Source organism: Streptomyces roseirectus (genome assembly GCF_014489635.1).
Lineage (GTDB): Bacteria > Actinomycetota > Actinomycetes > Streptomycetales > Streptomycetaceae > Streptomyces > Streptomyces roseirectus.
Genome location: NZ_CP060828.1, coordinates 9,497,735 through 9,521,606 on the forward strand (window position 1 = coordinate 9,497,735; position 23,872 = coordinate 9,521,606).

Annotated in this window: 27 protein-coding genes and 1 pseudogene; 15 read left to right on the forward strand and 13 right to left on the reverse strand. The window is 72.3% G+C overall.

The window, feature by feature from the left end:
- Positions 1-11 precede the first annotated feature (11 nt).
- Positions 12-689: a class I SAM-dependent methyltransferase gene (locus IAG44_RS40890; RefSeq protein ID WP_187752063.1), complete on the reverse strand. Its 678-nt coding sequence runs from the start codon at positions 687-689 to the stop codon at positions 12-14.
- Positions 690-843: 154 nt separating this feature from the next.
- On the opposite strand from IAG44_RS40890, the gene IAG44_RS40895 reads away from it, so the two are divergent.
- From IAG44_RS40895 to IAG44_RS44915, 4 genes are all read left to right on the forward strand, one after another.
- Positions 844-1,590 carry a sugar phosphate isomerase/epimerase family protein gene (locus IAG44_RS40895; protein WP_187752064.1) on the forward strand — a complete coding sequence of 249 codons (747 nt, stop codon included), beginning with the start codon at positions 844-846 and terminating at the stop codon, positions 1,588-1,590.
- Position 1,591: 1 nt separating this feature from the next.
- Complete coding sequence (locus IAG44_RS40900; RefSeq protein WP_187752065.1) at positions 1,592-2,254, forward strand: ThuA domain-containing protein; 663 nt, start codon at positions 1,592-1,594, stop codon at positions 2,252-2,254.
- Positions 2,239-3,372, forward strand: a complete 1,134-nt coding sequence (locus IAG44_RS40905) for a Gfo/Idh/MocA family protein (RefSeq protein WP_187752066.1) — start codon at positions 2,239-2,241, stop codon at positions 3,370-3,372. Before IAG44_RS40900 ends, IAG44_RS40905 begins: the two co-directional genes overlap by 16 nt.
- 304 nt (positions 3,373-3,676) lie before the next feature.
- Positions 3,677-3,874 carry an aldehyde dehydrogenase family protein gene (locus IAG44_RS44915; protein WP_425508503.1) on the forward strand — a complete coding sequence of 66 codons (198 nt, stop codon included), beginning with the start codon at positions 3,677-3,679 and terminating at the stop codon, positions 3,872-3,874.
- Between the two features lie 145 nt (positions 3,875-4,019).
- Here the strand turns inward: IAG44_RS44915 and IAG44_RS40915 are convergent, their stop codons facing one another.
- Entirely contained in the window at positions 4,020-4,508 is a 489-nt protein-coding gene (locus tag IAG44_RS40915; protein ID WP_187752067.1) for an Lrp/AsnC family transcriptional regulator, read from the reverse strand.
- Positions 4,509-4,692: 184 nt separating this feature from the next.
- Between IAG44_RS40915 and IAG44_RS40920 the strand changes: the two genes are divergently transcribed.
- Positions 4,693-6,123 (forward strand): pyridoxal phosphate-dependent decarboxylase family protein, encoded by a 1,431-nt coding sequence (locus IAG44_RS40920; RefSeq protein WP_246562885.1) that lies wholly within the window; start codon positions 4,693-4,695, stop codon positions 6,121-6,123.
- A 132-nt stretch (positions 6,124-6,255) separates the two neighbouring features.
- On the opposite strand, the pseudogene IAG44_RS44620 reads toward IAG44_RS40920, so the two are convergent.
- A pseudogene (locus tag IAG44_RS44620) lies at positions 6,256-6,480 on the reverse strand (adenosine deaminase); the annotation flags it as partial.
- Here IAG44_RS44620 and IAG44_RS44025 point away from each other — a divergent pair.
- The 3 genes from IAG44_RS44025 (at position 6,380) to IAG44_RS40935 (ending at position 9,269) form a co-directional block, all read left to right on the forward strand.
- Positions 6,380-6,874 (forward strand): hypothetical protein, encoded by a 495-nt coding sequence (locus IAG44_RS44025; protein WP_246562889.1) that lies wholly within the window; start codon positions 6,380-6,382, stop codon positions 6,872-6,874. The pseudogene IAG44_RS44620 and the gene IAG44_RS44025 sit on opposite strands and share 101 nt — an antisense overlap.
- A gap of 101 nt (positions 6,875-6,975) precedes the next feature.
- A complete protein-coding gene (locus IAG44_RS40930) occupies positions 6,976-7,728 on the forward strand; it encodes a hypothetical protein (protein ID WP_187752069.1) in 753 nt (250 codons plus the stop codon).
- A gap of 47 nt (positions 7,729-7,775) precedes the next feature.
- Complete coding sequence (locus IAG44_RS40935; RefSeq protein WP_187752070.1) at positions 7,776-9,269, forward strand: MFS transporter; 1,494 nt, start codon at positions 7,776-7,778, stop codon at positions 9,267-9,269.
- Between the two features lie 64 nt (positions 9,270-9,333).
- Here the strand turns inward: IAG44_RS40935 and IAG44_RS40940 are convergent, their stop codons facing one another.
- From IAG44_RS40940 to IAG44_RS40960, 5 genes are all read right to left on the reverse strand, one after another.
- Complete coding sequence (locus IAG44_RS40940) at positions 9,334-9,933, reverse strand: hypothetical protein (protein ID WP_187752071.1); 600 nt, start codon at positions 9,931-9,933, stop codon at positions 9,334-9,336.
- Between the two features lie 12 nt (positions 9,934-9,945).
- Positions 9,946-10,278, reverse strand: coding sequence for a hypothetical protein (locus IAG44_RS40945; protein ID WP_187752072.1), 333 nt, complete (start codon positions 10,276-10,278; stop codon positions 9,946-9,948).
- A 127-nt stretch (positions 10,279-10,405) separates the two neighbouring features.
- Positions 10,406-11,032, reverse strand: a complete 627-nt coding sequence (locus IAG44_RS40950; protein WP_187752073.1) for an SAM-dependent methyltransferase — start codon at positions 11,030-11,032, stop codon at positions 10,406-10,408.
- A 95-nt stretch (positions 11,033-11,127) separates the two neighbouring features.
- Positions 11,128-11,526, reverse strand: a complete 399-nt coding sequence (locus IAG44_RS40955) for a YunG family protein (RefSeq protein ID WP_187752074.1) — start codon at positions 11,524-11,526, stop codon at positions 11,128-11,130.
- Positions 11,527-11,589: 63 nt separating this feature from the next.
- On the reverse strand, positions 11,590-12,477 hold the full coding sequence (locus IAG44_RS40960; RefSeq protein ID WP_187752075.1) for an AraC family transcriptional regulator: 888 nt from the start codon (positions 12,475-12,477) through the stop codon (positions 11,590-11,592).
- A gap of 77 nt (positions 12,478-12,554) precedes the next feature.
- Between IAG44_RS40960 and IAG44_RS40965 the strand changes: the two genes are divergently transcribed.
- The 3 genes from IAG44_RS40965 to IAG44_RS40975 all read left to right on the forward strand — a co-directional run bounded on the left by IAG44_RS40965 (position 12,555) and on the right by IAG44_RS40975 (position 15,455).
- Positions 12,555-13,313, forward strand: coding sequence for a nuclear transport factor 2 family protein (locus tag IAG44_RS40965; RefSeq protein WP_187752076.1), 759 nt, complete (start codon positions 12,555-12,557; stop codon positions 13,311-13,313).
- Between the two features lie 459 nt (positions 13,314-13,772).
- Positions 13,773-14,960 (forward strand): cytochrome P450, encoded by a 1,188-nt coding sequence (locus IAG44_RS40970; RefSeq protein WP_187752077.1) that lies wholly within the window; start codon positions 13,773-13,775, stop codon positions 14,958-14,960.
- A gap of 87 nt (positions 14,961-15,047) precedes the next feature.
- Entirely contained in the window at positions 15,048-15,455 is a 408-nt protein-coding gene (locus IAG44_RS40975; RefSeq protein ID WP_187752078.1) for a PPOX class F420-dependent oxidoreductase, read from the forward strand.
- A 7-nt stretch (positions 15,456-15,462) separates the two neighbouring features.
- Here IAG44_RS40975 and IAG44_RS40980 read toward each other — a convergent pair whose 3' ends face one another.
- A complete protein-coding gene (locus IAG44_RS40980) occupies positions 15,463-15,759 on the reverse strand; it encodes a hypothetical protein (protein ID WP_187752079.1) in 297 nt (98 codons plus the stop codon).
- A gap of 50 nt (positions 15,760-15,809) precedes the next feature.
- The gene (locus IAG44_RS40985; protein ID WP_187752080.1) at positions 15,810-16,256 is read right to left on the reverse strand and encodes a winged helix-turn-helix transcriptional regulator; all 447 of its coding nucleotides are present in this window, start codon (positions 16,254-16,256) and stop codon (positions 15,810-15,812) included.
- A gap of 94 nt (positions 16,257-16,350) precedes the next feature.
- Between IAG44_RS40985 and IAG44_RS40990 the strand changes: the two genes are divergently transcribed.
- Positions 16,351-17,538: an MFS transporter gene (locus IAG44_RS40990; protein ID WP_187752081.1), complete on the forward strand. Its 1,188-nt coding sequence runs from the start codon at positions 16,351-16,353 to the stop codon at positions 17,536-17,538.
- Here IAG44_RS40990 and IAG44_RS40995 read toward each other — a convergent pair whose 3' ends face one another.
- Positions 17,539-18,477, reverse strand: a complete 939-nt coding sequence (locus IAG44_RS40995) for an arsenic resistance protein (RefSeq protein WP_187753106.1) — start codon at positions 18,475-18,477, stop codon at positions 17,539-17,541.
- 114 nt (positions 18,478-18,591) lie between these two features.
- Complete coding sequence (locus IAG44_RS41000) at positions 18,592-20,724, reverse strand: MMPL family transporter (RefSeq protein WP_187752082.1); 2,133 nt, start codon at positions 20,722-20,724, stop codon at positions 18,592-18,594.
- Between the two features lie 96 nt (positions 20,725-20,820).
- Between IAG44_RS41000 and IAG44_RS41005 the strand changes: the two genes are divergently transcribed.
- Both IAG44_RS41005 and IAG44_RS41010 read left to right on the forward strand, forming a co-directional pair.
- Positions 20,821-21,141: a PadR family transcriptional regulator gene (locus IAG44_RS41005; RefSeq protein ID WP_187752083.1), complete on the forward strand. Its 321-nt coding sequence runs from the start codon at positions 20,821-20,823 to the stop codon at positions 21,139-21,141.
- Positions 21,142-21,200: 59 nt separating this feature from the next.
- On the forward strand, positions 21,201-21,965 hold the full coding sequence (locus tag IAG44_RS41010; RefSeq protein ID WP_187752084.1) for a maleylpyruvate isomerase family mycothiol-dependent enzyme: 765 nt from the start codon (positions 21,201-21,203) through the stop codon (positions 21,963-21,965).
- A 73-nt stretch (positions 21,966-22,038) separates the two neighbouring features.
- Here IAG44_RS41010 and IAG44_RS41015 read toward each other — a convergent pair whose 3' ends face one another.
- On the reverse strand, positions 22,039-22,689 hold the full coding sequence (locus IAG44_RS41015) for a permease prefix domain 1-containing protein (protein WP_246562910.1): 651 nt from the start codon (positions 22,687-22,689) through the stop codon (positions 22,039-22,041).
- Positions 22,690-22,926: 237 nt separating this feature from the next.
- Here IAG44_RS41015 and IAG44_RS41020 point away from each other — a divergent pair, with 237 nt between their 5' ends.
- Positions 22,927-23,679 carry an alpha/beta fold hydrolase gene (locus tag IAG44_RS41020; protein ID WP_187752085.1) on the forward strand — a complete coding sequence of 251 codons (753 nt, stop codon included), beginning with the start codon at positions 22,927-22,929 and terminating at the stop codon, positions 23,677-23,679.
- Positions 23,680-23,872 lie beyond the last annotated feature (193 nt).

Below are 23,872 nucleotides of genomic sequence, written 5' to 3' on the forward strand. Positions count from 1 at the left end.
CCGGTCGGGGGTCAGGGGAGGTGGGCGGAGAGGAGCCAGCCCGGTAGGGATTTGCGGTCGGGGCTTTCGTCGCGGAGGTCGGCGAAGGTCTGGAAGATGTCGAGGTTGTCGTTGACGCGGGTGTGGATGCGGGCGGGGCGGATCTCGTCGATGGACCAGTAGGGGGCGACCGCGTCGCGCAGTTCGTCGGCGGTGACCGGGTTGAGGGGGCCCCGGTGGGGGATGCTCGCGGCGTCGAAGGCGAGCACGAAGTAGGACGCGCCGGGTGCGGCGGCGCGGACGATGGACTGCTGGTAGGCGGGGCGGGACTCGACGGGCATCGAGTGGAACAGGGTGCTGTCGACGACGGTGCCGAAGCGGTCGTCGTAGCCGGTGAACGAGGTGATGTCGGCGACGTCGAAACGGGTGCCGGACAGACCGCGTTGCTCGGCCGCCCGCCGGGCGAGGTCGATCGCGGCCGGCGACTGGTCGAGGCCGACGACGGTGAAACCGCGCTCGGCGAGATACAGCGACGTCGCGGCCTCGCCGCAGCCGGCGTCGAGGACGTCCCCGTGGAAGGCGCCGGCGTCGATGAGCGCGGCGATCTCGGGCTGGGGTGCGCCGATGCTCCATGGCGGCGGCTTTCCCTGGAGTTCGGGGGCGTCGCGGTACGCGGACTCGAACAGTGTCTCAAGGGGGAGATCCGCCATGTCCCTTGGATATCAACCAGGTTGATATGAAGCAAGATTGCCGATAGGGAACAAGCCACCCGGCCACCTGTCGCACCGGGCCACGGCCGCCCTCTGTTGCCGGACCCCTGGTTCGTGTGAACCTCCTTGTAGATCAAGACTGTTGAGGAGTCGCATGTCGAACCGTGCCATATCTCTCCAGCTCTACACGCTCCGCGCCCTTCTCGAAGACGACCTGGAAGGCACACTCGCCCGCGTCGCCGAGATCGGCTACACCACGGTCGAGCCCTACGGCTTCGTCCACCGGGCGGAGCGAATGGCGGACGCGCTGACCGCGCACGGGCTGTCCGCCCCGACCGCGCACGCGCCCCTGCTGTCGGACGACCGGCCCGCCGTCTACGCCGCCGCACGGCGCCTCGGCGTCAGCACGCTCGTCGTGCCGATGACCGCGCCCGAGCGCTGGCAGACCCGGGACGGCGTCGAAAGCCTCGCCGAGGAGCTGAACCAGGCCGCCGTCGAGGCCGCCGACCACGGGTTCACCGTCGGCTACCACAACCACCACTTCGAACTCGAACTGAAGCAGGACGGCGTACACGCCCTGGAGATCCTTGCCGACCGCCTGACGGACGACGTGGTCCTCGAAGTCGACACGTACTGGGCGGCCGTCGGCGGCGCGGACGTACCGGCGCTGCTGGGCCGGCTCGGGGACCGGGTCGTCGCCGTGCACGTCAAGGACGGGGACCGCACGCTGAACACCAAGGCGCAGGTGGCCGTCGGCGACGGCGTGCTCCCGGTCGAGGAGATCCTGGCCGCGGCCCCGGAGGCGGCGCTGCGCATCGTCGAACTCGACGACTTCGACGGGGACATCCTCGACCCGGTCGCGCGGAGCCTCGGCTTCCTCAGCGGCCTGAAGGACGGCTGACGTGTCCGCCACCAAGCACGCCCTCGTCGTCCGTGGCGGCTGGGCGGGACACGTCCCGGTACCGGCCACCGACCTGCGCGCCGCCGATCTCAAGGAGGCCGGGTACCAGGTCACCGTCTCCGACTCCCTCGACAGCTACCTCGACGAGGACCTGCTCGCCGGCACTGATCTGATCGTGCAGTGCTGGACGATGGGCGAGATCAGCGGCGATCAGATGACCGGCCTGTCCCGGGCGGTCCGCGCCGGGACGGGGTTCGCGGGCTGGCATGGCGGGATCGTCGACGCGTTCCGCTCCGAGCCGCGCTACCACCTGATGACGGGCGGCCAGTTCGTCCACCACCCCCGCGAGTTCCGCACCTACCAGGTCAGGCCGCTGCCCGGGGCGGCCGGCCATCCCGTCGTCGAGGGGATCACCCCGTTCCTCGTCACCACCGAGCAGTACTACCTGCACCTGGACCCGGCCGTGGACGTCCTCGCGGTGACCGACTACCTCGACGACCCCGAGTACCCCGAACTCGCCGGCACCGTCGTCCCCGTCACCTGGACCCGGTCCTGGGGCGCGGGCCGGGTGTTCGTCACCGCGATCGGCCACACCCTGGACGACCTGGCCGTACCCCAGGTCCACTCGATGATCACGAAGGGCATGACATGGGCGACCCGCTGACCCCCGACCCGCCGGCCCCCTACCCCGCGCTCCGCGTCGGCCTCGTCGGCGCCGGCAAGATCAGCGACGCCTACCTCACGACCCTCGCGGAGCTGAAGAACCTGCGCCTGACGGCCGTCGCCGACCTCGACACCGAACGCGCCCGCGCCGCCGCCGCGAAGGTGCCCGGCACCCGTACGGCGACCCTCGACGAGCTGTACGACGCCGAGGACGTCGACCTCGTCCTCAACCTCACGATCCCCGCCGCCCACGCGACGGTCGCCCACGCGGCCATAGCCGCCGGCAAGCACGTCTACGGCGAGAAACCCCTCGCCACCACGACCGCCGCCGCCCGTGCGCTGCTGGACGCCGCCGCCGAGGCCGGCGTCCGGGTCGGATGCGCGCCGGACACGGTCCTCGGCACCGGCGTGCAGACCGCTCGGGCGGCGCTGGACGCGGGGGACCTCGGGGTGCCGGTCGCGGCGAGCGCGTTCATGGTCAGCTCGGGGCCCGAACGCTGGCATCCGGACCCGGAGTTCTACTACCAGCCCGGCGGCGGGCCGCTCCTCGACATGGGCCCCTACTACCTGACCTCGCTGGTGACCCTGCTGGGGCCGGTGCGCCGGGTCGTCGGCATGTCCTCCACGCCCCAGGCCGAACGCTTCATCGGCCAGGGGTACCGGGCCGGGACGAGATTCCCGGTCGAGGTCGCCACCCATGTCACCGGCGTCCTCGAACACCGCTCCGGCGCCCTGTCCACGCTGGTGATGAGCTTCGACGTGTGGCGCAGCACCCTCCCCCGGATCGAGATCCACGGCACCGACGGCTCCCTGTCCCTGCCCGACCCGAACTACTTCGACGGCCCGGTCAACCTCTTCCGGCCCGGCGCCCAGGACTGGGACGAACTCCCGATCCTCGGCGGCTACCGCGACGCCTCCCGGGGCTACGGGGTCGCCGACCTCGCCCGAGCCGTCTCCCGGGGCGAACCGCACCGCGCCGACGGTGAACTCGCCTACCACGTCCTCGACATCATGGAGTCCCTGCTCACGGCGGCCGAGACCGGCACCTCGGTGGAGATCTCCAGCGACTGCGCCCGCCCGTCAGCGGTCCCGGCGGACACCCGCCCCGAGGAACACTGACGACTCCCCCAGGCATCCGCTCCGCCGGCCGCACCCAGCGGTCGGCGGAGCGGATGAGGCGGGCGGACAAAGAGGGCCGCCGCCTGATGGCGCAGGAAGCGGGCGGCACACGTCCATGGGCCTCCTTCGACGTGGGGCCGGCGGCGAACACCCTGCGCGAAGCGGCAGCCGCGATCACCGCGCCGCGCGGCGATGTGCCCAGCGCGCGGGAGCCGGGCGATACGGGAACCGCTCGGCGTGGTCGCCGTCCGACGAGCGGGTACGGGTGGTGAACTTCACCGGCTCCACCGCTGTCGGACGAATCGTGGGAGAGCCGGCGGCCCGTCACCTCAAGCCCGCGGTGCTGGAGCCGGGCGGCAAGAACGCGGTGCTCGTCCTCGCCGACGCGGGTGTGGGCTACGCCGTGGGCGCCGTGACGTTCAGCGTGTTCATGAACGCCGGGCAGATCCGCATGTCGGGCGACCGGATCCTCGTCCGGGACGGACACGGCGGCCGGCGGTGAGTCGCCTGCCGGGCTCTGGGCGTGAGCGCGTCGTGGTTTAGCGAGCACCGCAACCGCCGGCCCACCGGCCGTGAGGTCCGCCGTCGGCGTGGGCTGACCAGGCCGGGCAGGCTGGAGAGCACGCCGCACCGTGCGACGCTGCTTCTCATGTGCGCGGCGCGGACCAGGAGTTGAGGGGGAGCGGTCCGCGGTCGACGACGGTGCGGATGCAGAACGTGCTGCGGGCGTCACGGACGGGCCCGATCGCGAGGATCTGCTCGGTGAGGACCTTCTCGAAGGTGCGCAGGTCGGGCACGGCGAGTTCGACGAGGAAGTCGGCGTCGCCGGAGACCACGTGGCAGGCGACGACGTGCTCGATCGTCGTCAGCGCCTCCTCGACGACCTGCGACGTGGTGCGGGAGTGCTCGACCTTGAGGGAGAGGAAGACGGTCAGCCCGAGACCGAGGCGTTCGCGGTCGAGGTCCGCGCGGTAGCCGGCGAGGACGCCGTCCTCCTCCAGCGCCTTGGTGCGGCGCAGGCAGGACGAGGGGGACAGGTGGACGGCCTCGGCGAGGTCGACGTTGGGGGTGCGGCCGTGGCGCTGGAGGTGGTCCAGGATCGCCCGGTCGATGCGGTCGTACAGGGGCTGCGGCATGAAATGCAGCGTAATGGCCGTTTCGGCGAACGATCGTGCACCACAGGGGCGTCTGGGCACCGCTCACGCCATCGTGTGCCGGACCCGGCGGCGCATCCTGGTCACGTGCTCCGGCCCTCGCACCGGACCCGCACCCGTACCCCTCCCATCCCTCCCACCCGCACCGGACCGCCTCATGCACCCCATGCCCCTGGAACCCGACCGCGCCACGATGACCGAGATGGGCCGGCTTGTCCTGGACCGGATCGTCGACCGCACCGCACGACTCGCCGACCGCCCCGCGACCAGCCCCCTGCCCCCGCGGGCCGAGGCCGACCTCGTGGAGTCCTTCCTCGCGCCGCCGCCCGACCGGGGCGGTGACCTGAGAACGCTGCTCGCGCGCCTGGACGAGGCCGCCGACTGCGCCCTGGAGACCGCCGGCCCCGGCCACCTCGCGTACATCCCGTGCAGCGGCCTGTACTCGGCCGCGCTCGCCGAGTTCTACAACCGCGCCGTCAACCGCTACGGCGGCCTCGCCTCGGTCGCCCCGGCGCTCGCCGCGCTGGAGGAGAGCGTGATCCGCTGGATGGCCCGCGAGGTGTGCGGCCTGGGGGAGGGCAGCGGCGGACTGCTGACCAGCGGCGGCTCGATGGCGACGTTCTCCGCGACCGTCGCCGCCCGCCACCACCGGCTCGGCGAGGACCTGACCGGCGGCACCGTCTACACCACCGCCTTCGCCCACCACTCCGTCGCCAAGGCGGCCCGCCTCGCCGGGATCCGCGCCGCGCACATCCGGACCGTGCCGCACACCCCGGACCTGCGGATGGACCCGGACGCCGCGGCCGCGGCCATCCGCGCCGACCGCGCCGCCGGGCTCCGGCCGTTCCTGCTGGTGGCTACCGCCGGCACCACCGACACCGGCACCGTCGACCCCCTGCCCGAACTGGCCGCCCTCGCCCGCCGCGAGGACGTCTGGTTCCACGTCGACGCGGCCTACGGAGGCTTCTTCCGGCTCACCGCGCGCGGCCGGGACCGCCTCGCCGGCATCGAGGAGGCCGACTCGGTCACCCTCGATCCGCACAAGACCCTGTTCCTGCCGTTCGGCACCGGCGCCCTGGTCGTCCGCGACCCCGCCGCCCTGCACGCGGCGCACGACGGCACCGGCAGCTACCTCCAGGACATGCGGACGGCCGCGGACGTCCCGGACTCCGCCCGGCTCGGCCCCGAACTGACCCACGAGATACGCGGCCTGCGCGCCTGGCTCCCCCTGCACCTGCACGGCGTGGCCGCCTTTCGAGAGGCCCTGGACGAGAAACTCGACCTCGCCGCACACGTCCACGACACCCTGTCCGGCGTCACCGCCCTGGAGGTCCCGCACCGCCCGGACCTCTCCACCGTCATCTTCCGCGTCCGCCCCGCCGACACCGGCCCGGCCGCCGCCGCCCGCGCCGACGACGCGAGCCGCCGCCTCCTTGAACGGATCAACGCCCACCGCCGCGTCGTGCTCTCCAGCACCGCCGTCGACGGCCGCTACACCCTGCGCCTCTGCGTGGTCTCCCACCGCACCCACCACGACCGCGTCACCGAGGCGCTGGAGATCATCGCCGCCGAGGTCAAGGGGCTCGCTGCCACGTGAAGTGTGCCGGGGAGTTCTTGAAGCGGTGCCGGCGTAAACACCGTCCGAGCCGGCCAGCCACGCGTCGACGCCGGTGAGGGCGAGGGCCGTGCGGGCCGTTTCGTACTCCTGGAGCAGGCCCGCGCCGAACAGGAAGGGGTCGTCCGCGTTGAGGGTGCACCGGACGCCCGCTGCCAGGAGCCGGGGCAGGGGGTGCGCGGAGAGGGAGGCGACGACGCCGAGGGCGACGTTGGAGGTGGGGCACACGTCGAGGACCGTGCCCTGTGCCGCCAGGCGGGCCAGGAGCGCCGGCTCCTCGGCCGCCCGTACGCCGTGGGCGATCCGCCGGGCGCCCAGGACGTCGAGCGCGGCGCGCACACCGTCCGAGCCCGCGAACTCGCCCGCGTGCGGGGCGGGCCTCGTCCCCGGCCAGGCCGAAGCCGACCACCCCGGCGTCCGACCGGCCGGCCGCGAGACGGGCGGCCGGGACCGCTTCCGACGGATCCGCGTCGCGCCGGGCGAACACCAGGACGCCGAAGCCGACGCCCAGCCGGGCGCCCGCGCGCCGTCCCTCGTCGACCACCTCGCGCACCAGCCGGGCGGCGGCCCCGTACAGGGCGGCGAAGTCCTCGAAGGAGGTGAACTCACGGGCGTCCGGCGGCCGTTCGCCCGTCAGCTCCGTGAATGTGCCGGGACGCATCGCCCCTTCGAGACGCAGATGGAGATGGGCCTTCGGCAGACGAACCAGGCTCCGCACGGGTCCACCCTATGAGCGCGAGGGGTCCTGCCTGCCGGAACCCAGCAGGCAGCGGGCGCCGTCACTGCCGACGACCCGCCTCACGCACCCCCTCCGACCGGTGCGAAGCTGCCGAGGTGACGAGAACGGTGAGCGGCGAGAAGACCAGGGGCACGGCGGGCACGCGGACGTGGGGTGCGGTGCTGGTGCTGCTGGCCGCGCTGCCCGCCGTCGCCACGTACGTCGTCTTCGCCCTGTGGATCCCCTCCGACATCGACCGCTACGACGACTACAAGGCGGCCCGCGCCTGCGGGACGGCCCCGCCCGTGGAGTGGTCGGAGGACTGCGTGCGCACGGTCCGGATGACGGTCGACAGACGGGAGCTGACGCGCAGACAGAGCGGGGAGTTGACGGCGACGACCGTCGACGCGCCGTCGCGGACCTACGAAACGTCCTTCGGGAGCCGGACCCCCGTCCTGAAGTACCTGGACAAGGGCGACGAGTTCACCGGCACCGTCTGGCGGGGCGACCTGATGACGATCGCCAAGGGCGACGACCGGCAGGTCACGACGGACGAACCCCGCAACGAGTACCAGATGCCGGCCGGACTGGGCACGTTCACCGCGCTGCTGTCCGCCCTGCTGCTGGCCCACGGCGTCCTGCGACTGGCCCGCCCGCGCACCCACACCCGCTCGTTCCTCGGCCCGCCGAACACCAAACGGCTGGTGATCTCCGTGGGCATCGTCTGCTTCGTCGTGGGCCTGATCTGCGTCTGGACCGGCGTGCCCTGGTGGCTGGTCCCGCTCCTGATCACCGCGCTGTCGGTCGCGGTCGGCCACCTCAACGTCAACTGGGACAGGGAACCGGCCCCGGGGCTCCCGGCGGAGTGATCCCCGAAGATCGGGGAACCCGCCGCGGGGACGACGTGGAGGGAGCCATGAGCGCACACGCGGCGGACGGGACCATCACCACGGACATCCCCGCACGGCTGGACCGCCTGCCGTGGTCCCGCTGGCACTGGACGATCGTGATCGGCCTCGGCACCGTATGGATCCTGGACGGCCTGGAGGTCACGGTCGTCGGCAACATCGCCGGACGCCTCTCCGAACCCGGCAGCGGCCTTGCGATCACCTCCGGCCAGATCACCGGGATCGCCGCCGCGCTGTACGTCGCCGGGGCCTGCGTCGGCGCGCTGTTCTGGGGGCGGCTCACCGACACCTTCGGCCGGCGCAAACTCTTCATGATCACGCTGGCCGTGTACCTCGGGGCGACCGCGCTGACCTCGATCTCCTGGGACGCCTGGTGGTTCTTCCTCTTCCGCTTCCTCACCGGGTTCGGCATCGGCGGCGAGTACGCGGCCATCAACTCCGCGATCGACGAACTGATCCCGGCGGAGTACCGGGGCAGGGTCGACCTCATGATCAACGGCAGTTTCTGGCTGGGCGCGGTCGGGGGCTCGCTGCTGTCGATCGTCGCGCTCGACACCGGGCTGCTGCCCAAGGACGTCGGCTGGCGGCTCACCTTCGCCCTCGGCGCCGTCCTCGCCCTCGTCATCCTCCTCGTGCGCAGGCACGTGCCCGAAAGCCCACGCTGGCTGCTCATCCACGGGCGGGACCGGGAGGCGGAGGAGATCGTCGCCGGGATCGAACGGCGCGTCGAGGCCGAGAAGGGCGAACCGCTGCCCGCGCCGCAAGGCTCGCTGGAGATCCACCAGCGCGGCTCCGTGACCTTCCTGGAGATCGCCCGCACCGTCTTCGGACGCTACCGCCGGCGCGCCGTCCTCGGCTTCTCCCTCTTCATCGGCCAGGCGTTCCTCTACAACGCGATCACCTTCGGGTTCGGGGCGATCCTCACGGCGTTCTACGACGTCCCCGCCGACCGCACCGGCTACTACTTCGCCGTCATCGCCGTCGGCAACTTCTGCGGGCCGCTGCTGCTGGGCAAGCTCTTCGACACCGCCGGACGCCGCGTCATGATCTCCGGCACCTACCTCACCTCCGGGCTCCTCCTCTTCGCCACGGCCTGGCTCTTCGACCGGGGCGCCCTCGACGCCTGGACGCTGACCGCCTGCTGGTGCGCGGTTCTCTTCTTCGCCTCCGCCGGGGCCTCCAGCGCCTACCTCACGGTCTCCGAGATCTTCCCCATGGAGACCCGCGCCATGTCCATCGCCTTCTTCTACGCCCTCGGCACCGCCGCCGGCGGCATCAGCGGACCCCTCCTCTTCGCGGACCTCACGGAGACCGGACGGGTCGCCGACACCGTGCTCGCCTTCTCCATCGGCGCCGCCCTCATGTGCGCGGCCGGCCTGACCGCCGCCGCCCTGGCCGTCCGCGCCGAGCGGCGGTCCCTCGAAGACATCGCCCGCCCGCTGAACGCGGTGGCTGCCCGAGCGAAGGGAAGGCTGCCGGGGGCGACGGCTGGAGGGGTGTGAGGGGGATTCCGCGGCACATGGAAACCCGCCGGGCGCCTTCGCGCCCGGCGGGTTCCGGTGTCGGTCAGCTCACGACGAAGAGCTTGTCCGGATAGCGCTTCGAGATGCCTTTCGACACGCACTCGAACACGTCCCTCTTCCGGTCCGGCCCCACGGCCCGCACCAGCTCGGGAAGGCTCTCCTCGTCCCCCGTGGTCGCGATACCGCCGGCCGACAGGCACGGGCGTGTGCTCGCCAGGAGCGCGGCGGACATCCGCGGCGGATGCTGCTCGACGTACCGCAGTTCGACGTCGGCCACATGAGCCGCGTGGCACTGATCGCCGTAGGCGGCCGCCTCGTCGTCCGACAGGGACGAACCCTTGTACCACAGGCTCATTCTCTGATGATTCACCGGATTCCAGCCGTGATTCACGAGTGCGACGCCGCCTCGGGCCAGGCACGTCCGCAGCCTGGACACGGCGGCTTCGTAGTCACCCCTGCTGGCGGAGCCGTCGGCCAGCAGTGCCCGCTGCCCGGCCCGGCCCTCTTCGCGCTCCCGCTCGCCGATGTGGTCGTGGAACTGAGCGGTCGGGGTCGACATGACCGGCCCCCGCTGTTCCTGACCGCATCCGCTCAACGGGAGCACGAGCAGCGACGCGGCGACGCCGAGATGCCAGTACCTCATGTCAGGAGCGCTCTAGTGCCTGATGTTCTTGTACGAACAGTCGGCGCAGCTCTTGTGATCGCTGACCTGGACGCTCGTTCCCGAAGCCGCGATGAACAGCACCCAGTTCGGGTCGTGGTACCAGCTGCTGATCACGTTGTTGGCGCGCACCCGGAGCCACGCGTGCCCTGCGCAACTGCCCGACTCCTTCTCGGTGTAGGCGTAGCTGTGGTTGCTGTAGCCCGTGTACGTGCAGCCGTTGCGCGAGATGTCGACGTATGCCCCGTGAGCCTGCGCCGGTGCCGTGGCGACGGCCACGCCTGCCAGCGCCGCCGTCACCACGGCAGCCGCTTTGATCCTTTTCATCACGATGCCTCTCGTCTGGGCGGACATTCTGGTGAATGTCCGGAGTTCCCTGACTGTGGCAGTGGTTGAAGGCTCCTCACCACGCAAGCACCACGCAATTCGCACGCAACTGCCCTGCGGGCACCGATCACCCAGCGCGGCGCACGACGAGTACGTGGTCGACGACCTCGGCCGTCTGCCCCTCCGGGCCCGTGGCGAGTCGGCGTAGTACCTCGGCGCGTTCGATCGTCCACGTTTCCGGTGTGAGGGCGATGGCGTCGGCGACCTCGTGGGGGCTGGGGTAGTGGATGGTGGGGTCCTGGTTCCAGGACCAGGGGGCGGTCGAGCCGTGGTCGACGATGAGGAGGCGGCCGCCGGGGCGCAGGGCGTGGGCGGCGGAGCGGAGGACGGCGGGGCGGTCGAGGGGGCGGGGGGTGTGGAGGAACTGGGCGCTGATGAGGTCGTAGGTGCCGGAGGGGAAGGCGGCGGCGAGGTCGTGCTGCACGGCGTCGACGCGGTCGCCGAGACCGCGCGCCCGCGCGAGCGAGGCGAGGCGTTCGACCGCGACGGCCGAGATGTCGACGGAGGTGACCTGCCAGCCTTCTGCGGCGAGCCAGAGCGCGTCGCCGCCCTCGCCGCATCCGAGGTCCAGGACGTCACCGGGTTCGAGGCCGGCCACGGCCTCGACGAGGCGGACGTTCGGGCGTGGATCCTCGTTCACGGGCCGGGCGGCGTACACGTCGTTCCAGAAGGCGACGGCGTCTTGGGTACTCATGGGACTCCTCAGGTCGAAGGGCCCTCAGTCTTGCCAGGCGCCCCGCGCCGGGGCACGGAAACTTGCGGAAACGGCAAGAATCGCGCCCCCCTGCCTCAGACCGGCTCGGGCAACTTCCCCAACAGGCCCTCCACCCGCTCCCGGAGCACCAGGTACTCGTCCCACCGCCGGGGCAACGGCCCCGGCGGCCGCTCCACGACCCGCGCGGCCGTGATGCTCTGCCCCCGCAGGAACTGCTCCCGGGTCAGATCGAGTTCGACCCCGCTGGCGAGCCGGTTCCACCAGTGGAACCCGTGCTGGACCCCGTCGAGATACACCTCGCCGACGACGAGGTCCCCGCCGAACACGTCGTTGACGATCAGAGCCGTGACGTCGCAGTGCCCCCACGCGGGGTTGGCGGGCACCCAGTCGTCCTGGTTGTCCGGCGAACATGTGTCGGCGGCCCAGGAGGCGCGAAGCGCCCTGTCGAGGTCGAGAAGGTTCCAGGTGGTCATGCCGGCCAGCATCGCACCCGCCACTGACAACGCCCTCGCCTCAACGCCCCCGTCCCACCCCTCTCACCGCTGCCCCTCCCGGAACACCCCCGGCGTCACCCCCGTCGTCCGCGTGAAGAACTTGCCGAAGTTCGTCGGCTCACTGAACGACAGACGATGACTGATCGCCGCCACCGGCAGATCCGTATGCGCGAGCAACCGCTTGGCCTCCAGCACCACCCGAGCGTCGACAAGCTGCTTCGCCGTCTGCCCGGTGGCCCGCCGGCACGCACGGTTGAGCGTCTTGACCGAATACCCCAGCCGCGCCGCGTAGTCGTGGGCCTGGCGCAGCGTCGTGAACGACCGCTCCAGCTCCCGCCGGAATCGCGCGTACGGCTCGTCGGGAGAGGTTCGGGGCCGCCCGTCGGGCGAGGGGAGACGCGCGACCCGCAGCAGCAGCGCGGCGAGCAGATGCCCGAGGAGTTCCCTGGAGAGGTCGGGCGCCGCCCCCGGATACGCCGCGTACTCCGCCGCGAGCCCGGCGAAGGCGTCCCGGAGGGGCCCGTGGTCCGGGGGCGCGGGCCGCCACAGCTCGGGGCCGACGACGTCGAGGCGGGCGGCCGCGGGGAGGCGGGGCGGGAAGTCGGGGGTGAACAGGACGGACGTGGCGTCGAGGTGCGCGGGGGAGCCGTCGGCGCCGGTGGGCAGCCGCTGGACCTGACCGGGCCGGATGTGCAGCAGCGTGCCCGGCCCCAGCGATGTGGGGAGGAAGTCGACCATCCCGGTGCCCGTGCCGCCGTGGACGAGGGTGAGGTGGTGGAAGTCGAGCCGGTGCACGCGCCGGAACTCGGCCCCGGACAGCCGTCCGGCGATCTCCGCGAAGGTGAGGACTTCCATCCGCAACCCCGGACGCGTCGGGTTGCGGTACCCGCGCTCGACCACCGGAGGTTGTCCCGTTTCGACCATGGCCATGCCTGACTCTACCGTGCGCGCGGGAGGAAACGCGGCGAGAGTGGAGGGGCAAGGAAAACCCAGACAGGAGAGGTGCCATGGGCAACAAGGAGATCGTTCTGAACGCGGCGGGGGAGCTGTTCGGGGACCGGGACCCGAGCGCGGTGGACCGCTGGGTGGCCGCTGACTACCGTCAGCACAGCAGCCTCGCGGCGGACGGCCCCGAGCCGCTGCGCAAGCTCGTCGCCGGGCTGTCGCAGGAGTTCCGCTACGAGGGCGCGCGCGTGATCGCCGACGGCGACCTCGTCGCCCTGCACGGCACCTACCACGGCTTCGGCCCCGAACCGCTGGTCGCCTTCGACCTGTTCCGGGTGGACGCGGACGGCAGGCTCGCCGAGCACTGGGACGCCCTCACGCCCCTCGTCCGCGACACCGCCTCCGGGCGCACCCAGACCGACGGCCCGGCGGCCCCGGCCGACCTCGACCGCACCGAGGCCAACCGCGCGCTGGTCGTCGAGTTCGCCGAGAAGGTCCTCAAGGGCGCCGACTACTCCGTCCTGACCGACTACATCTCCACCGAGACCTACCACCAGCACAACCCCGAGGCCGCCGACGGCCTCGACGGCTTCGGCGCCGCCGCCGCGCGGTGGGCAGGGCAGGGCAAGAACCTGGTCTACCGGCAGGTCCACAAGGTCGTCGCCGAGGGCGATCTCGTACTGCTCCAGTCCGAGGGCGAGTTCGGCGTCCCGGTGGCCTACTGGGACCTCTTCCGGGTCGCCGACGGAAAGATCGTCGAACACTGGGACGTCATCGCCCCCGTCCCGTCCGAACTGCCCCACGGCAACGGGCTGTTCTGACGTGGACGACGGGGCCGGCACACCGACTCGCGCCGTGTTGACGTCCGGCAGCGGATTGCCGCCGGACGGTGTGCGGCGCCCCCGCCCGCTGACCAGGCGTCGAGCCTTCGCCGCTCGGGGACGCGCGGTGTGACGTGGCGTCGCGGGCCGGAACCTCGGCCGAGAAGCGTGGCGTGCTTCCGCGAATTCCCGCGAAGAATTCCGGGGAACCCTGAACGCGCCCGCAGGCGCGACAGCGGACGCGGCCGCCGGCGCCCGCCGGGAAGCCGCGCAGGCGGAGCGCCACCGCGGGACTCACCGCACTGGCCACGCACGCGGCCTCGGCGGCCCTGGCGGTCCTGCCGGCGGGCACCGCACAGGCCGGACCGCTGCGGAGCACTCCGAACCGGTGATCGGATTCCGCCTCGGCGCGGATCACGCGGTATGTGAGAACTCAAGCAGTTCCCCTACGATCCCCGCATGACCCCCACCACCCCGCCGCCGCTGCCCACCGCGCGCCCCCTCCTCGACCCCGCCGCCGAGTACCGCAGCTGGATCACGGAACGGCCGTTAGGCCGGATCACCCTCTGGGGCGACCTGCACCCCTGGCTGGTCACCCGGCACGACGACGCCCGCGCCGTCCTCAGCGACCCCCGGTTCAGCTCCGAGAACGTCCGGCCCGGCTTCCCCGGCCTCCAGCCGACGACCCCGCCGCGCACCCCCGGCCAGCTGTTCGCGATGGACCCGCCCGACCACACGCGCCTGCGCCGCATGCTGATCCCCGAGTTCACCTTCCGCCGCGTCGAACAACTGCGCCCGGCCATCGGGAAGATCACCGCAGACCTCCTCGACGGCCTGGAAGCGCGGGGGAGTTCCGCCGACCTCGTCGAGCACTTCACCCTGCCGCTCCCGCTCCTGGTCATCTGCGAACTCCTCGGAGTGCCCTACTCCGACCGGAAGTTCATCCACCGGCAGGCGGCGGCCTTCGCGACCGTCTCCGCCGGACCCGAGGCGATGCGCGCCGGCTGGGGCGCCCTCTTCGGCTACCTCCAGGAACTGCTGGCGGCCAAGTCCCGCGACCCCGCCGACGACCTGCTGAGCCGCCTCGCCACCGAGCGCGTCGCCACCGGCGAGGCCACCGCCGCCGAGGCCGCCGGCCTCCTCGTCCAGGTCCTGATCGCCGGACACGAGACGACGGCCAGCATGCTGTCGCTCGGCACGATCGCCCTCCTGCGCCACCCCGGGCAACTGGCCGCGCTGCGCGCAGACGACACCCTCGTCCCGGGCGCCGTCGAGGAACTGCTGCGCTACCTCACCATCGTCCACATCGGCATGCGCCGCGTCGCCACCGAGGACGTCGAGGTCGGCGGGGTCACCATCCGCGCGGGGGACGGCGTCGTCGTCGCGCTCCAGGCGGCCAACCGCGACCCGGCCGTCTTCGCCTACCCCGACACCCTCGACGTCACCCGCGCCGCCGACCGCCACCTCGCGTTCGGGCACGGCCCGCACCACTGCCTCGGCCAGTCGCTGGCCCGCGCGGAACTCCAGACCGCCCTGCCGATGCTCTTCGCGCGCTTCCCGGCGCTGCGCCTGGCGAAGGAACCGGAGGAGTTCGCCTTCACCGGACGCGCGGTCCACGGGGTGGAGAAGCTGCCCGTCACCTGGTGACGTCGTCAACACCCCTGCGGCGAGGATGAATTGACGGTGCGAGAGTGTTGTCCTCGCAGCACACCCGACAAGAGAGGACTCCCCACCATGGCAGCCGAACTCTCCGACGAACTGAAGGCGTACCTCGACGACTCCAAGGTCTTCGCGACCGTGGCGACCCTCGCGGCCGACGGACGCCCCCACCTCACCGTCGTCTGGATCAAGCGTGACGGGAACGACCTGGTGTTCTCGACGACCGTCGACCGCGCCCAGGGCCGCAACATCGCCCGCGACCCGCGCGTGACCGTCATGGTCAACCCGCCCGAGAACCCCTACACCTACGCCGAGATCCGCGGCACCGCCACCCTCACCCCCGACCCCGACAAGGACCTGGTCGCCGAACTCTCCCTCAAGTACACCGGCCAAGACTACGCCACCTTCAACCCGGCGTCGAAGAACGACGGCGACCGCGTCATCGTCCGGGTGACCCCGGACAAGGTCACCGGCCGCCTCTAGGCCCTGCTCACCCGGCCAGTGACCGGGCCGACGCCTGCGCCTGGGCCGCCTCGTCGAGGGCACCGGCCCGGGTGAAGGCGTCGCCGGCCTGGAATTGACTTCCGCTCCCTGGTCTAAAGGCCGGGGATTCCGTGCCCTCGCCCAGTTCCGCGAGCGCGACCTCCCAGGGCGAGTCCGAGAGCCCGCCGCGCTCGACCCGGGTGCCGTCCGCGAGGACCAGTTCCTCCGTGACCGTCAGGTAGGCGCGTACGGCCTCGTACTCCGCCGGGAGCGCCGTCAGGACGAGAGCGGTGGGTGAGGGCACGGTCACAAGGTACCGCCAAGTCCACGGTGGGGAAGCGGTGTTGGGGGAGGTCAGGGCAGCTTGTGGACGATGGTGTCCTCGGGGGCGAGACGGCGGCCGTCGGCGGCACGCACCTCCAGCGGGCGCGGGGGTCGGCCGTCCTGGCGGTCCAGGAGCCGCGAGTGGGGTTCGTCCGGCGCGAAGAAGTGCTCCTCGCCCCACTGGCGCAGGGCGACGACGACCGGGAAGAGGGCCTTGCCCCGGGGGGTGAGGACGTACTCGTGGTAGGCGCTGCCGTCCGAGGCGGGGACGGTGTCGAGGATGCCGGCGGCGACGAGCGCGCGCAGGCGGGCGCTGAGGATGTTCTTCGCGACGCCGAGCCCGCGCTGGAACTCGCCGAAGCGCCGACTGCCGTCGAAGGCGTCGCGGACGATCAGCAGGGACCACCAGTCGCCGATGGCGTCCACGGACCGGGCGACGGGGCAGTCGCTGTCGTCGAAGCGGGTTCTGGTGACCATGGCGGGCCTCTCGCGTCCGAGGGTGGTTGCAACATGCTACCGGATCGGGCTACGGTCGCCGTCCGGTATCAAGATGCAACCACTTGGAGGGCTGATGTCCGACAGCGGGGGAGCCCTGCCCCGTCGCGTCGTCCCGCTGTTCGCCGTCGCCTGCGGGGCGGCCGTCGCCAACGTCTACTTCTCCCAGCCCCTGCTCGTGACCATCGGCGACGACCTCGCGATGAGCCCGGCGTTGGTCGGCGCCGTCGTCACCCTCACCCAGGCCGGCTACGGGCTCGGGCTGTTCTTCCTGGTCCCGCTCGGTGACGTCGTCGAGCGCAGGCTGCTCGTCGTGGCTCAACTCGCCCTGCTCGTCGTCGCGTTGGCGCTGGTCGCCACGGCGCGTACGGCGGCGGTGCTGCTCGCCGGGATGGCCGCGACGGGGCTGCTCGCGGTCGTCACGCAGACGCTGGTCGCCTTCGCGGCGTCACTGGCCCCGGCGGAGCGGCGCGGGCGGGTCGTCGGGCTGGTCACCAGCGGGGTCGTCGTCGGGATCCTGCTCGCCCGCACGGTGTCCGGCGTGCTGGCCGACCTCGCGGGGTGGCGCTCGGTGTACGCCGTGTCCGCCGCGCTGACGGCCGTCCTCGCGGTCGTCCTGCACCGGGTCCTGCCGCGCGGCCGGGCCGGTTCGTCGCTGCGGTACGGGCGGCTCCTGCGCTCCACGGTCAGCCTCTTCGCGCGTGATCAACTCCTGCGTGTGCGGGGGCTGTTCGGGCTGCTGGTGTTCGCCGCGTTCTCCACGCTCTGGAGCAGCGTCGCCCTCCCGCTCAGCTCGCTGCCGCACAGCGCGGTCGGGGCGCTCGGGCTGGTGGGTGTCGTGGGGGCGTTGGCCGCGGGCGTCGCGGGGCGGCTGAACGACCGTGGCCTGTCGCGGCGGACCACCGGTGTCTCCCTCGCCCTCCTCGCCGTCTCCTGGCTGCCGCTGGCGTGGACGCCCCGTTCGCTGTGGGCGCTGATCGCCGGTGTCCTGCTCCTCGACCTCGCCGTCCAAGCGGTCCACGTCACCAACCAGACCCTCATCCACGCCCGGCACCCGGACGCCGGGAGCCGGGTGATCGGGGGGTACATGATGTTCTACGCGGTCGGCAGCGGGGCCGGGGCTCTCGCGGCCACCTCGTTGTACGCGGCGGCGGGGTGGGGCGCGGTGTGTGTGCTGGGTGCGGGGTTCAGTTGTCTGGGGCTGGGGTTGTGGGTGCTCGAACCCCGGTGGGCGGCCGACAGGGCCGAGGCCGTGCGTCAGTGATCAGTACGGCACCAGCCGGGGAACCACCCGCACGTACACCACCATCCCCACCACCTCCACCAGCGTCTGCGTCACCACCGCCACCGACGCGGCGGCCAGGGAGTCGGGCAGCGCCAGGGCCAGCGGCAGAACGACCAGGGAGTTACGGGTCGCCCCCGAGAAGACGATCGCCCGCCCGTCCCGCGCACCGAGCCGGAACACCCGGACGATCCCCAGAGCGGCGAACGGCATGACGACCAGGAAGCCGACGTACACCGGCACCACCCGCACGATGCCCCCGAAACCCCCCTCCAACGCGGGCACCTGGGAGGCGACGACGGTGAGGAGGACGGCGGTCATGAGCGGCACCATCGCCGTACTCGCGGCATGCGAGACGCGCCGCCCCGCCGCGCGCCGCGCCGCCCACGCCTGCGTCAGCCAGGCCAGCGTCAGCGGGACGGCGATCAGGACGACGAACGCCTCGACGAACGGGCCCGCCTCGACGACGTCCGCGAGGTCCGCTCCCATGAACAGGTACAAGTACCCCGGCAGCAGCGCCAGTTGCGCGAGGAGCAGCAACGGCGTGGCCGCCAGGAGCCGTTCGCTGCTGCCGCCCGCGAGCCCGCTGAAGACGATGACGTAGTCGACGCAGGGCGCCAGCAGCACCAGCAGGACACCGAGCCGGACGGCGCGCTCGCCGGGCAGGAACACGGAGAGCGCGGCGACGACCAGGGGGACGGCGACGAAGTTGACGACCAGCGCGGCCCCCAGGAACCGCCCCGCCCGCGCCGAGCGGACCAGTTCGGCGGCGGGCACCTGGAGGAAGGTCACGTACAGCAGCGCGGCCAGCGCGGGGCTGATCGCGTGCTCCAGCACGGGCCCCGCGCCGGGCGCGACGAGGCCCAGCAGCCCGCCGGAGGCCAGCGCGGCGACGTAGAGGGCGACTTGGTGCCGTTCCATGCCCGCGACCAGGCCGGAGGGTGGGGGCGAGGGCAACGGGCGTACTCCTGTGAGGGGCGAGCGGAGGGCGGTGCTGCCACCGTACCCGCCCCCCGCCCGTCGGCCGTGCTCGAATCAGCCGTGCTCGATCGCCACCCGAGGCAGCCGCTTCGCCAGCCCCTCGGGCAGCCACCAGGCCCGGCGCCCGAGCAGATGCATGACCGCCGGAAGGATCAGGCACCGGATGATCACCGCGTCGACGAAGACCGCGACGGCGAGCCCGAAACCGAACTGCGTCAGCATCCGGTTCCCGCTGAACATGAACGCGCCGAAGACGACGATCATGATGGCGGCGGCAGCGGTGACGACCTGCCCGGTGGTCGCGAGGCCGTGCCGGATCGCCTGGGCGGCGTCCTTGCCGCGCTCCCACTCCTCGTGCATCCGCGACAGCAGGAACACCTCGTAGTCCATGGAGAGCCCGAAGACGATCGCGAAGATCATGACCGGCACGTACGCCTCGATCGGCCCCTTCTGAGCGCCCAGGGCGCCGTTCTGGAAGACGAGCGTCATCACACCCATGGCGACACCGACGCTGAGCAGGTTCAGTGCGGCGGCCTTCAGCGGGATGAGCAGCGAACGGAACACCAGGAGCAGCAGGAGCATCGACAGGCCCACCACCAGCGCGACGAACGCGGGCAGCCGGTCGGCGACGGCGGTGGAGAAGTCCTCGGTCGCGGCGGTGGACCCGCCCACGAGGAACCGCGCGTCGGTGTCGCGCGCGACGGACGGCAGCACGTCGTCCCGCAGCCGCTCCACGAGGCCGCTCGTGGCGGCGGCCTGCGGCGCGGAGTCGGGGAAGACGATGATCGTGGACAGCCCGTCGCCCGCGGACTGCGGCGGCAGCGCGGCGGCCACCCCGTCGGTCTGCGCCAGCGTCGTCCGGGCCCGCCCGGCGGCCGTCGCGTCACCCTCGGCGACCACGATCAGCGGCCCGTTGAAGCCCGGCCCGAACCCCTTGCCCAGCAGGTCGTACGCCTGACGGCTGGTCGTGGCGGTGCCGTCGGTGCCCGCGTCCGCGAAGCCGAGCCGCATGTCGAGCGCGGGCAGCGAGAGGGCGGCGAGCAGCGCGGTCGGCACCAGCGCCGCAACCCAGGCCCGCCGCTGCACGACCCCGCTCCAGCGGCCCCACCGGTCGCCCCCGGCCCCCTTGGCCGCGGCACGCTTGCGCACCTGCTTCTCGATCCGGGCCCCGAACAAACCCAGCAGCGCCGGCAGCAGCGTCAGCGACGCGACCATCGTCAGCAGCACCGTCAGCGCGACGGCCACGGCGACACCCTGGAGCGAGCCGAGACCCAGGACGACGAGCCCGAGGAGCGCGACGATGACCGTGCAGCAGGCGAAGAACACCGTGCGCCCGGCGGTGTCGATCGCCTTGACCGTCGCCGACTTCCGGTCGGCGCCCGCCGCCAGCTCGCCCCGGAACCGCGAGAACACCAGCAGCGCGTAGTCGATCCCGACCCCGAGGCCCACCAGCATCATCAGCGGCGCGGTGAAGTCGGCGATCGTCGCGGCGTGCGAGGCGAGGATGATCAGCCCGAGCGTCGTCCCCACCGCGAACAGGGCGATGGCCACCGGCAGGACGGCCGCGAAGAACGAGCCGAAGAGCAGGACGAGGATCACCAGCGCGGCCATGATGCCGATGCCCTCGGCCGCGCCGCCCTCCTCTTCCTGGGCGGCCCGCACCGGATCGCCGGTCAGCTCCACCCGCAGCCCGTCGCCGTCCGCCTTCCGCGCGGTGTCGATCAGCTCGCGGGTGTCGTCGGCCGGGATCTCCTCGGCCTGCTTGTCCAGCGCGACCGACGCGTACCCGATCGTGCCGTCCTCGGAGACCGCCCCGCCGTTGTCGTAGGGGCTGATGACACTCACGACATGCGGCTGCCTGCCGACCTCCGCGAGCATCGACTCGACCCGCGCGCGGGCGCCGGACAGCCCGTCCTTCGCCTCCAGGACGATCGTGACGGACGCGCCCGCCTGCGCCGGCGCCCGCTCCTCCAGCAGGTCGAGCACCTTCTGCGACTCCGTGCCCGGCAGGCTGAAGTCGTTGCGGTAGTCGTCCCCGACCGCCTGGGACCCCAGGCTCACCGCCACCAGGACGACGACCCACCCCACCAGCGCCCACCACCTGCGGCGGTACGACACCTGCGCCAGGCGCTCGAAGACACTCCGCCCCCGCGCCACCTCGGTACGACTCTGCTCGGGCGCTGACATCAGCCCGACCTCCCCTGCTCACCTGACTCGACACGCGAATAGATAGAACGCCTACATGTAGACACTCAACGCTAACACGTCATGTAGATTGTCTACGTGATGTCAGAAGCGCTACGGGGGCATCTGGACGCGCTGATCCTCGCGGTCCTCGAAAAAGAGCCCCTGCACGGATACGCCGTCATGGAAGCCCTCCAGGTGCGCAGCGGTGGCGCCCTGGACCTGCCGACCGGCTCGCTCTACCCCGCCCTGCGCAGACTGGAGCGCGCGGGCCTCGTGGAGAGCGAGTGGAGCACGGTCGGCGGCCGACGGCGCCGCACCTACCAGCTCACGGGCACCGGCAGCCGCATGCTCGCCAAGGAACGCACCGAGTGGCGGGACTTCTCGACCATGGTCGGAGGCATCCTCGGCACGGCCTGAGAGCGAACCTCGGTCTTAATCGAGTGCAGGAGCGCCGGTACGGGTGATACAAGGTCCGCGTGACTGATCATTTCGACTTCCCCACCCTGCTGCGGATGCTCGACGAGCGTTCCGCCGCGTTCCGCGCCGCCGTCGCCGAGGCCCCCAGCCTCGACGCCGACGTCCCCTCCTGTCCGGGCTGGACGCTGTACGACCTGGCGAACCACCTCAGCGAGGGGGACCGCTTCTGGGCCCACATCGTGCTGAACACCGCGCCGGGCGACGAGCGGCCGAGCAAGGACGGCCTGGCGGCGCCCAGGGAGCGCGAAGCCCTCATAGCCTGGCTGGCCGACTCGACGGAGCAACTGCTCACCGCTCTGCGCGAGGCCGGACCGGACCGGAGCTGCTGGGCCTGGTGGGAGCCGCTGGCCTCGCCGCACACGGTGGCCGCCGTGGCCCGCCGCCGCGTCCCGGAATCGCTGATCCACACCTACGACGCCCAACTGGCCTCCGGCACCCCGCAGGAACTGCCGACGACCGAGGCGGTCGACGCCGTCGAGGAGTTCCTCGCCACCGTCTGCACCGGCACGGTCCCGTGGCCGGGCGAGCCCGCCACCATGGACTACCACGTGGCCGAGGCCGGCACCTGGCGCCAGACCGTGGACGCCACCGGTTCCCGCTTCACCCGCCTCACCGCGGCGGAGGCCGCCGCGAGCAAGCCCACCGCCGCCCTCCACGGCACGGCGAGCGAGATGGCCCTGCTCATGTACATGCGCGTCCCGGCCGACGCGGTGCGGATCGAGGGCGACGCCGACCTGCTCAAGCAGTTGCAGGACTGGGGCTGAGGCCGACCGGCGGACGGATCACGTGACGCGCCGGGCGCTGGGGCGGCCGTCCCGGCGGTAGCGGCTCGTCACGTCAGGCGGCGCTCAGGCAGCGCCGTCCCGCGACGGCGACCGCCGCCAGCGGCACCCCCAGCAGCAGGGCCGTCGTCGGCAGCCCCGTGACCCCCAGCAGCGAGTGCGCCGCCGGGTTGTAGACCGTCAGCACCGCCCCCAGCACCGCGAAGACACCGCACACCGCGAACGCGAAGAAACCCGCAGCGCGCACCAGGCGCCGGTACGCGCTCAGCCCCCGCAGCCCCGTCGCCATCACGATCGTCACCGCCAGCACGACCGCACCGCCACCGGCCCACCCCACCACGGCGTCCGCCAGACCGTAGACGCCACCGGCATCGCTCCTGGAGTTCTGCCCGGCCAGACTCAGCAGCCACCACACCACCGGCTGCGCGAGCAGCACCCCGCAGATCAGCAGCGCCGTACGCCGCCCCTGCGCGAGCGCCAGCTCCCCCTGGAACTCCGGCGCCACCCGCTCCACGGACCCGAAGTCCGCCACCGCGCGCCGCTCCGCGCTCACGCGGTCGAGGCCGCTCTCCTCGTACGCCTGCGCCGCGTCGGCCAAGCCGTCACGCGCCTCCGCGAGCATGTCCGCCTTGACCGCCCGCGGGCCGCGCAACGCCCTGTCCAACTCGGCGACGTAGTGCTCGATCACCCGGATGCTCCCTGCCACGTGCGGTTCCCCACCAGCATAGGGACGCCCGGCCCCCGGAAGATCGGGGAAGACCCTGACGCAACCCTGATCCCACGCCCCCCAACCCTGACACGAACCCCCAGAATGTCGGAGCGCCGTTCCACCCGCGCGAGCACGGGGTACATGATCGCCATGAACGCCAGCCCCGACCCCACGCGCACGCCGCCTCCTCGGACCGGGCCCCGCAACACCCTCGCCTTGCACCGGAGCTGACCCGTGCTCTTCTCCACCGTCCATGGTCCCGCCGGCGCCCCCGTCGTGCTGCTCGTGCACGGCTGGGGCGGCGACGGGCGTGAATGGTCGTACCACGCCGAGGAGCTGGCCCACCGGTACCGGATCATCGTCCCCGACCTGCGCGGACACGGCCGCTCCCCGGTGCCGGAGACGGGGAACACGCCAGCGGCGATGGCGGACGACCTCGCGGCGCTTCTGCGGGCGCAGGGGCCCGTCGTGGCCGTCGGCCACTCCATGGGCGTCCAGGTCGTGAGCCTCCTCGCCGTCCAGCACCCCCGGCTCGTCCGCTCGGTGATCGCCCTCGATCCGGCGCACGGCGCGCACGGGGCCGAAGTCGACGGCATCCCGGCCCGGTTGGCGACCTACCGGGCCCAAGGCGCCCGCGCGGCGGCCGAGTTCGTCGCCGGGGCGTTCTCCGAACAGGCCCCGCCCGGACTGCGGACCGCGCACGTGCGCACGATGCTCGGGACACCGGACCACGTCATCGCGCAGGCGTACGCCGGGATGTACACCGACCCCGGCGCGATCGGGATACGGCAGCACACGGAGGCCCACCTGCGCCGCCGCACCCAACCCACGCTCACCGTCTGGACGTCGGCCGAGGCAGCGGCCTGGGAACAGGCGCACCTACACGTGCCCGGCTCCCGGGTCGAGTACTGGCCCGGCGTCGGACACTACGCCCACGAGGAACAGCCCGAACGGACCGTCCGTCTCATCGAGGAGTGGGTCCGATGAGTCCCGGGCACGATGCCGTCCTCACCGAGGGACCCGGGCCGGAGGCCGCCCCCTACGATCCGTCACCGTGTCGATACGCCGGGGATCGTGGGAAGGGCGTGGGATTGTCCGATCTGGGGCGGATCGCGGCTCGCCGGAGCGGACTGGATGCGCTCGCTCAGCGGGTCCTGTTCCGCCTGGCCGAACAGGACCG

What these genes read in the sequence shown, in the direction of transcription:
- IAG44_RS40965 (WP_187752076.1), top strand. Translation starts at nt 12,555, where the DNA reads ATGGGCAACAAGGAGATCGTTCTGAACGCGGCGGGGGAGCTGTTCGGG.
- IAG44_RS40935 (WP_187752070.1), top strand. Translation starts at nt 7,776, where the DNA reads ATGAGCGCACACGCGGCGGACGGGACCATCACCACGGACATCCCCGCA.
- IAG44_RS40990 (WP_187752081.1), top strand. Translation starts at nt 16,351, where the DNA reads ATGTCCGACAGCGGGGGAGCCCTGCCCCGTCGCGTCGTCCCGCTGTTC.
- IAG44_RS40950 (WP_187752073.1), bottom strand. Translation starts at nt 11,032, where the DNA reads ATGAGTACCCAAGACGCCGTCGCCTTCTGGAACGACGTGTACGCCGCC.
- IAG44_RS41000 (WP_187752082.1), bottom strand. Translation starts at nt 20,724, where the DNA reads ATGTCAGCGCCCGAGCAGAGTCGTACCGAGGTGGCGCGGGGGCGGAGT.
- IAG44_RS40915 (WP_187752067.1), bottom strand. Translation starts at nt 4,508, where the DNA reads ATGCCGCAGCCCCTGTACGACCGCATCGACCGGGCGATCCTGGACCAC.
- IAG44_RS40960 (WP_187752075.1), bottom strand. Translation starts at nt 12,477, where the DNA reads ATGGCCATGGTCGAAACGGGACAACCTCCGGTGGTCGAGCGCGGGTAC.
- IAG44_RS40890 (WP_187752063.1), bottom strand. Translation starts at nt 689, where the DNA reads ATGGCGGATCTCCCCCTTGAGACACTGTTCGAGTCCGCGTACCGCGAC.
- IAG44_RS40940 (WP_187752071.1), bottom strand. Translation starts at nt 9,933, where the DNA reads ATGAGGTACTGGCATCTCGGCGTCGCCGCGTCGCTGCTCGTGCTCCCG.
- IAG44_RS40995 (WP_187753106.1), bottom strand. Translation starts at nt 18,477, where the DNA reads ATGGAACGGCACCAAGTCGCCCTCTACGTCGCCGCGCTGGCCTCCGGC.
- IAG44_RS40975 (WP_187752078.1), top strand. Translation starts at nt 15,048, where the DNA reads ATGGCAGCCGAACTCTCCGACGAACTGAAGGCGTACCTCGACGACTCC.
- IAG44_RS40895 (WP_187752064.1), top strand. Translation starts at nt 844, where the DNA reads ATGTCGAACCGTGCCATATCTCTCCAGCTCTACACGCTCCGCGCCCTT.
- IAG44_RS40985 (WP_187752080.1), bottom strand. Translation starts at nt 16,256, where the DNA reads ATGGTCACCAGAACCCGCTTCGACGACAGCGACTGCCCCGTCGCCCGG.
- IAG44_RS40920 (WP_246562885.1), top strand. Translation starts at nt 4,693, where the DNA reads ATGCCCCTGGAACCCGACCGCGCCACGATGACCGAGATGGGCCGGCTT.
- IAG44_RS40945 (WP_187752072.1), bottom strand. Translation starts at nt 10,278, where the DNA reads ATGAAAAGGATCAAAGCGGCTGCCGTGGTGACGGCGGCGCTGGCAGGC.
- IAG44_RS40905 (WP_187752066.1), top strand. Translation starts at nt 2,239, where the DNA reads ATGGGCGACCCGCTGACCCCCGACCCGCCGGCCCCCTACCCCGCGCTC.
- IAG44_RS40970 (WP_187752077.1), top strand. Translation starts at nt 13,773, where the DNA reads ATGACCCCCACCACCCCGCCGCCGCTGCCCACCGCGCGCCCCCTCCTC.
- IAG44_RS40955 (WP_187752074.1), bottom strand. Translation starts at nt 11,526, where the DNA reads ATGACCACCTGGAACCTTCTCGACCTCGACAGGGCGCTTCGCGCCTCC.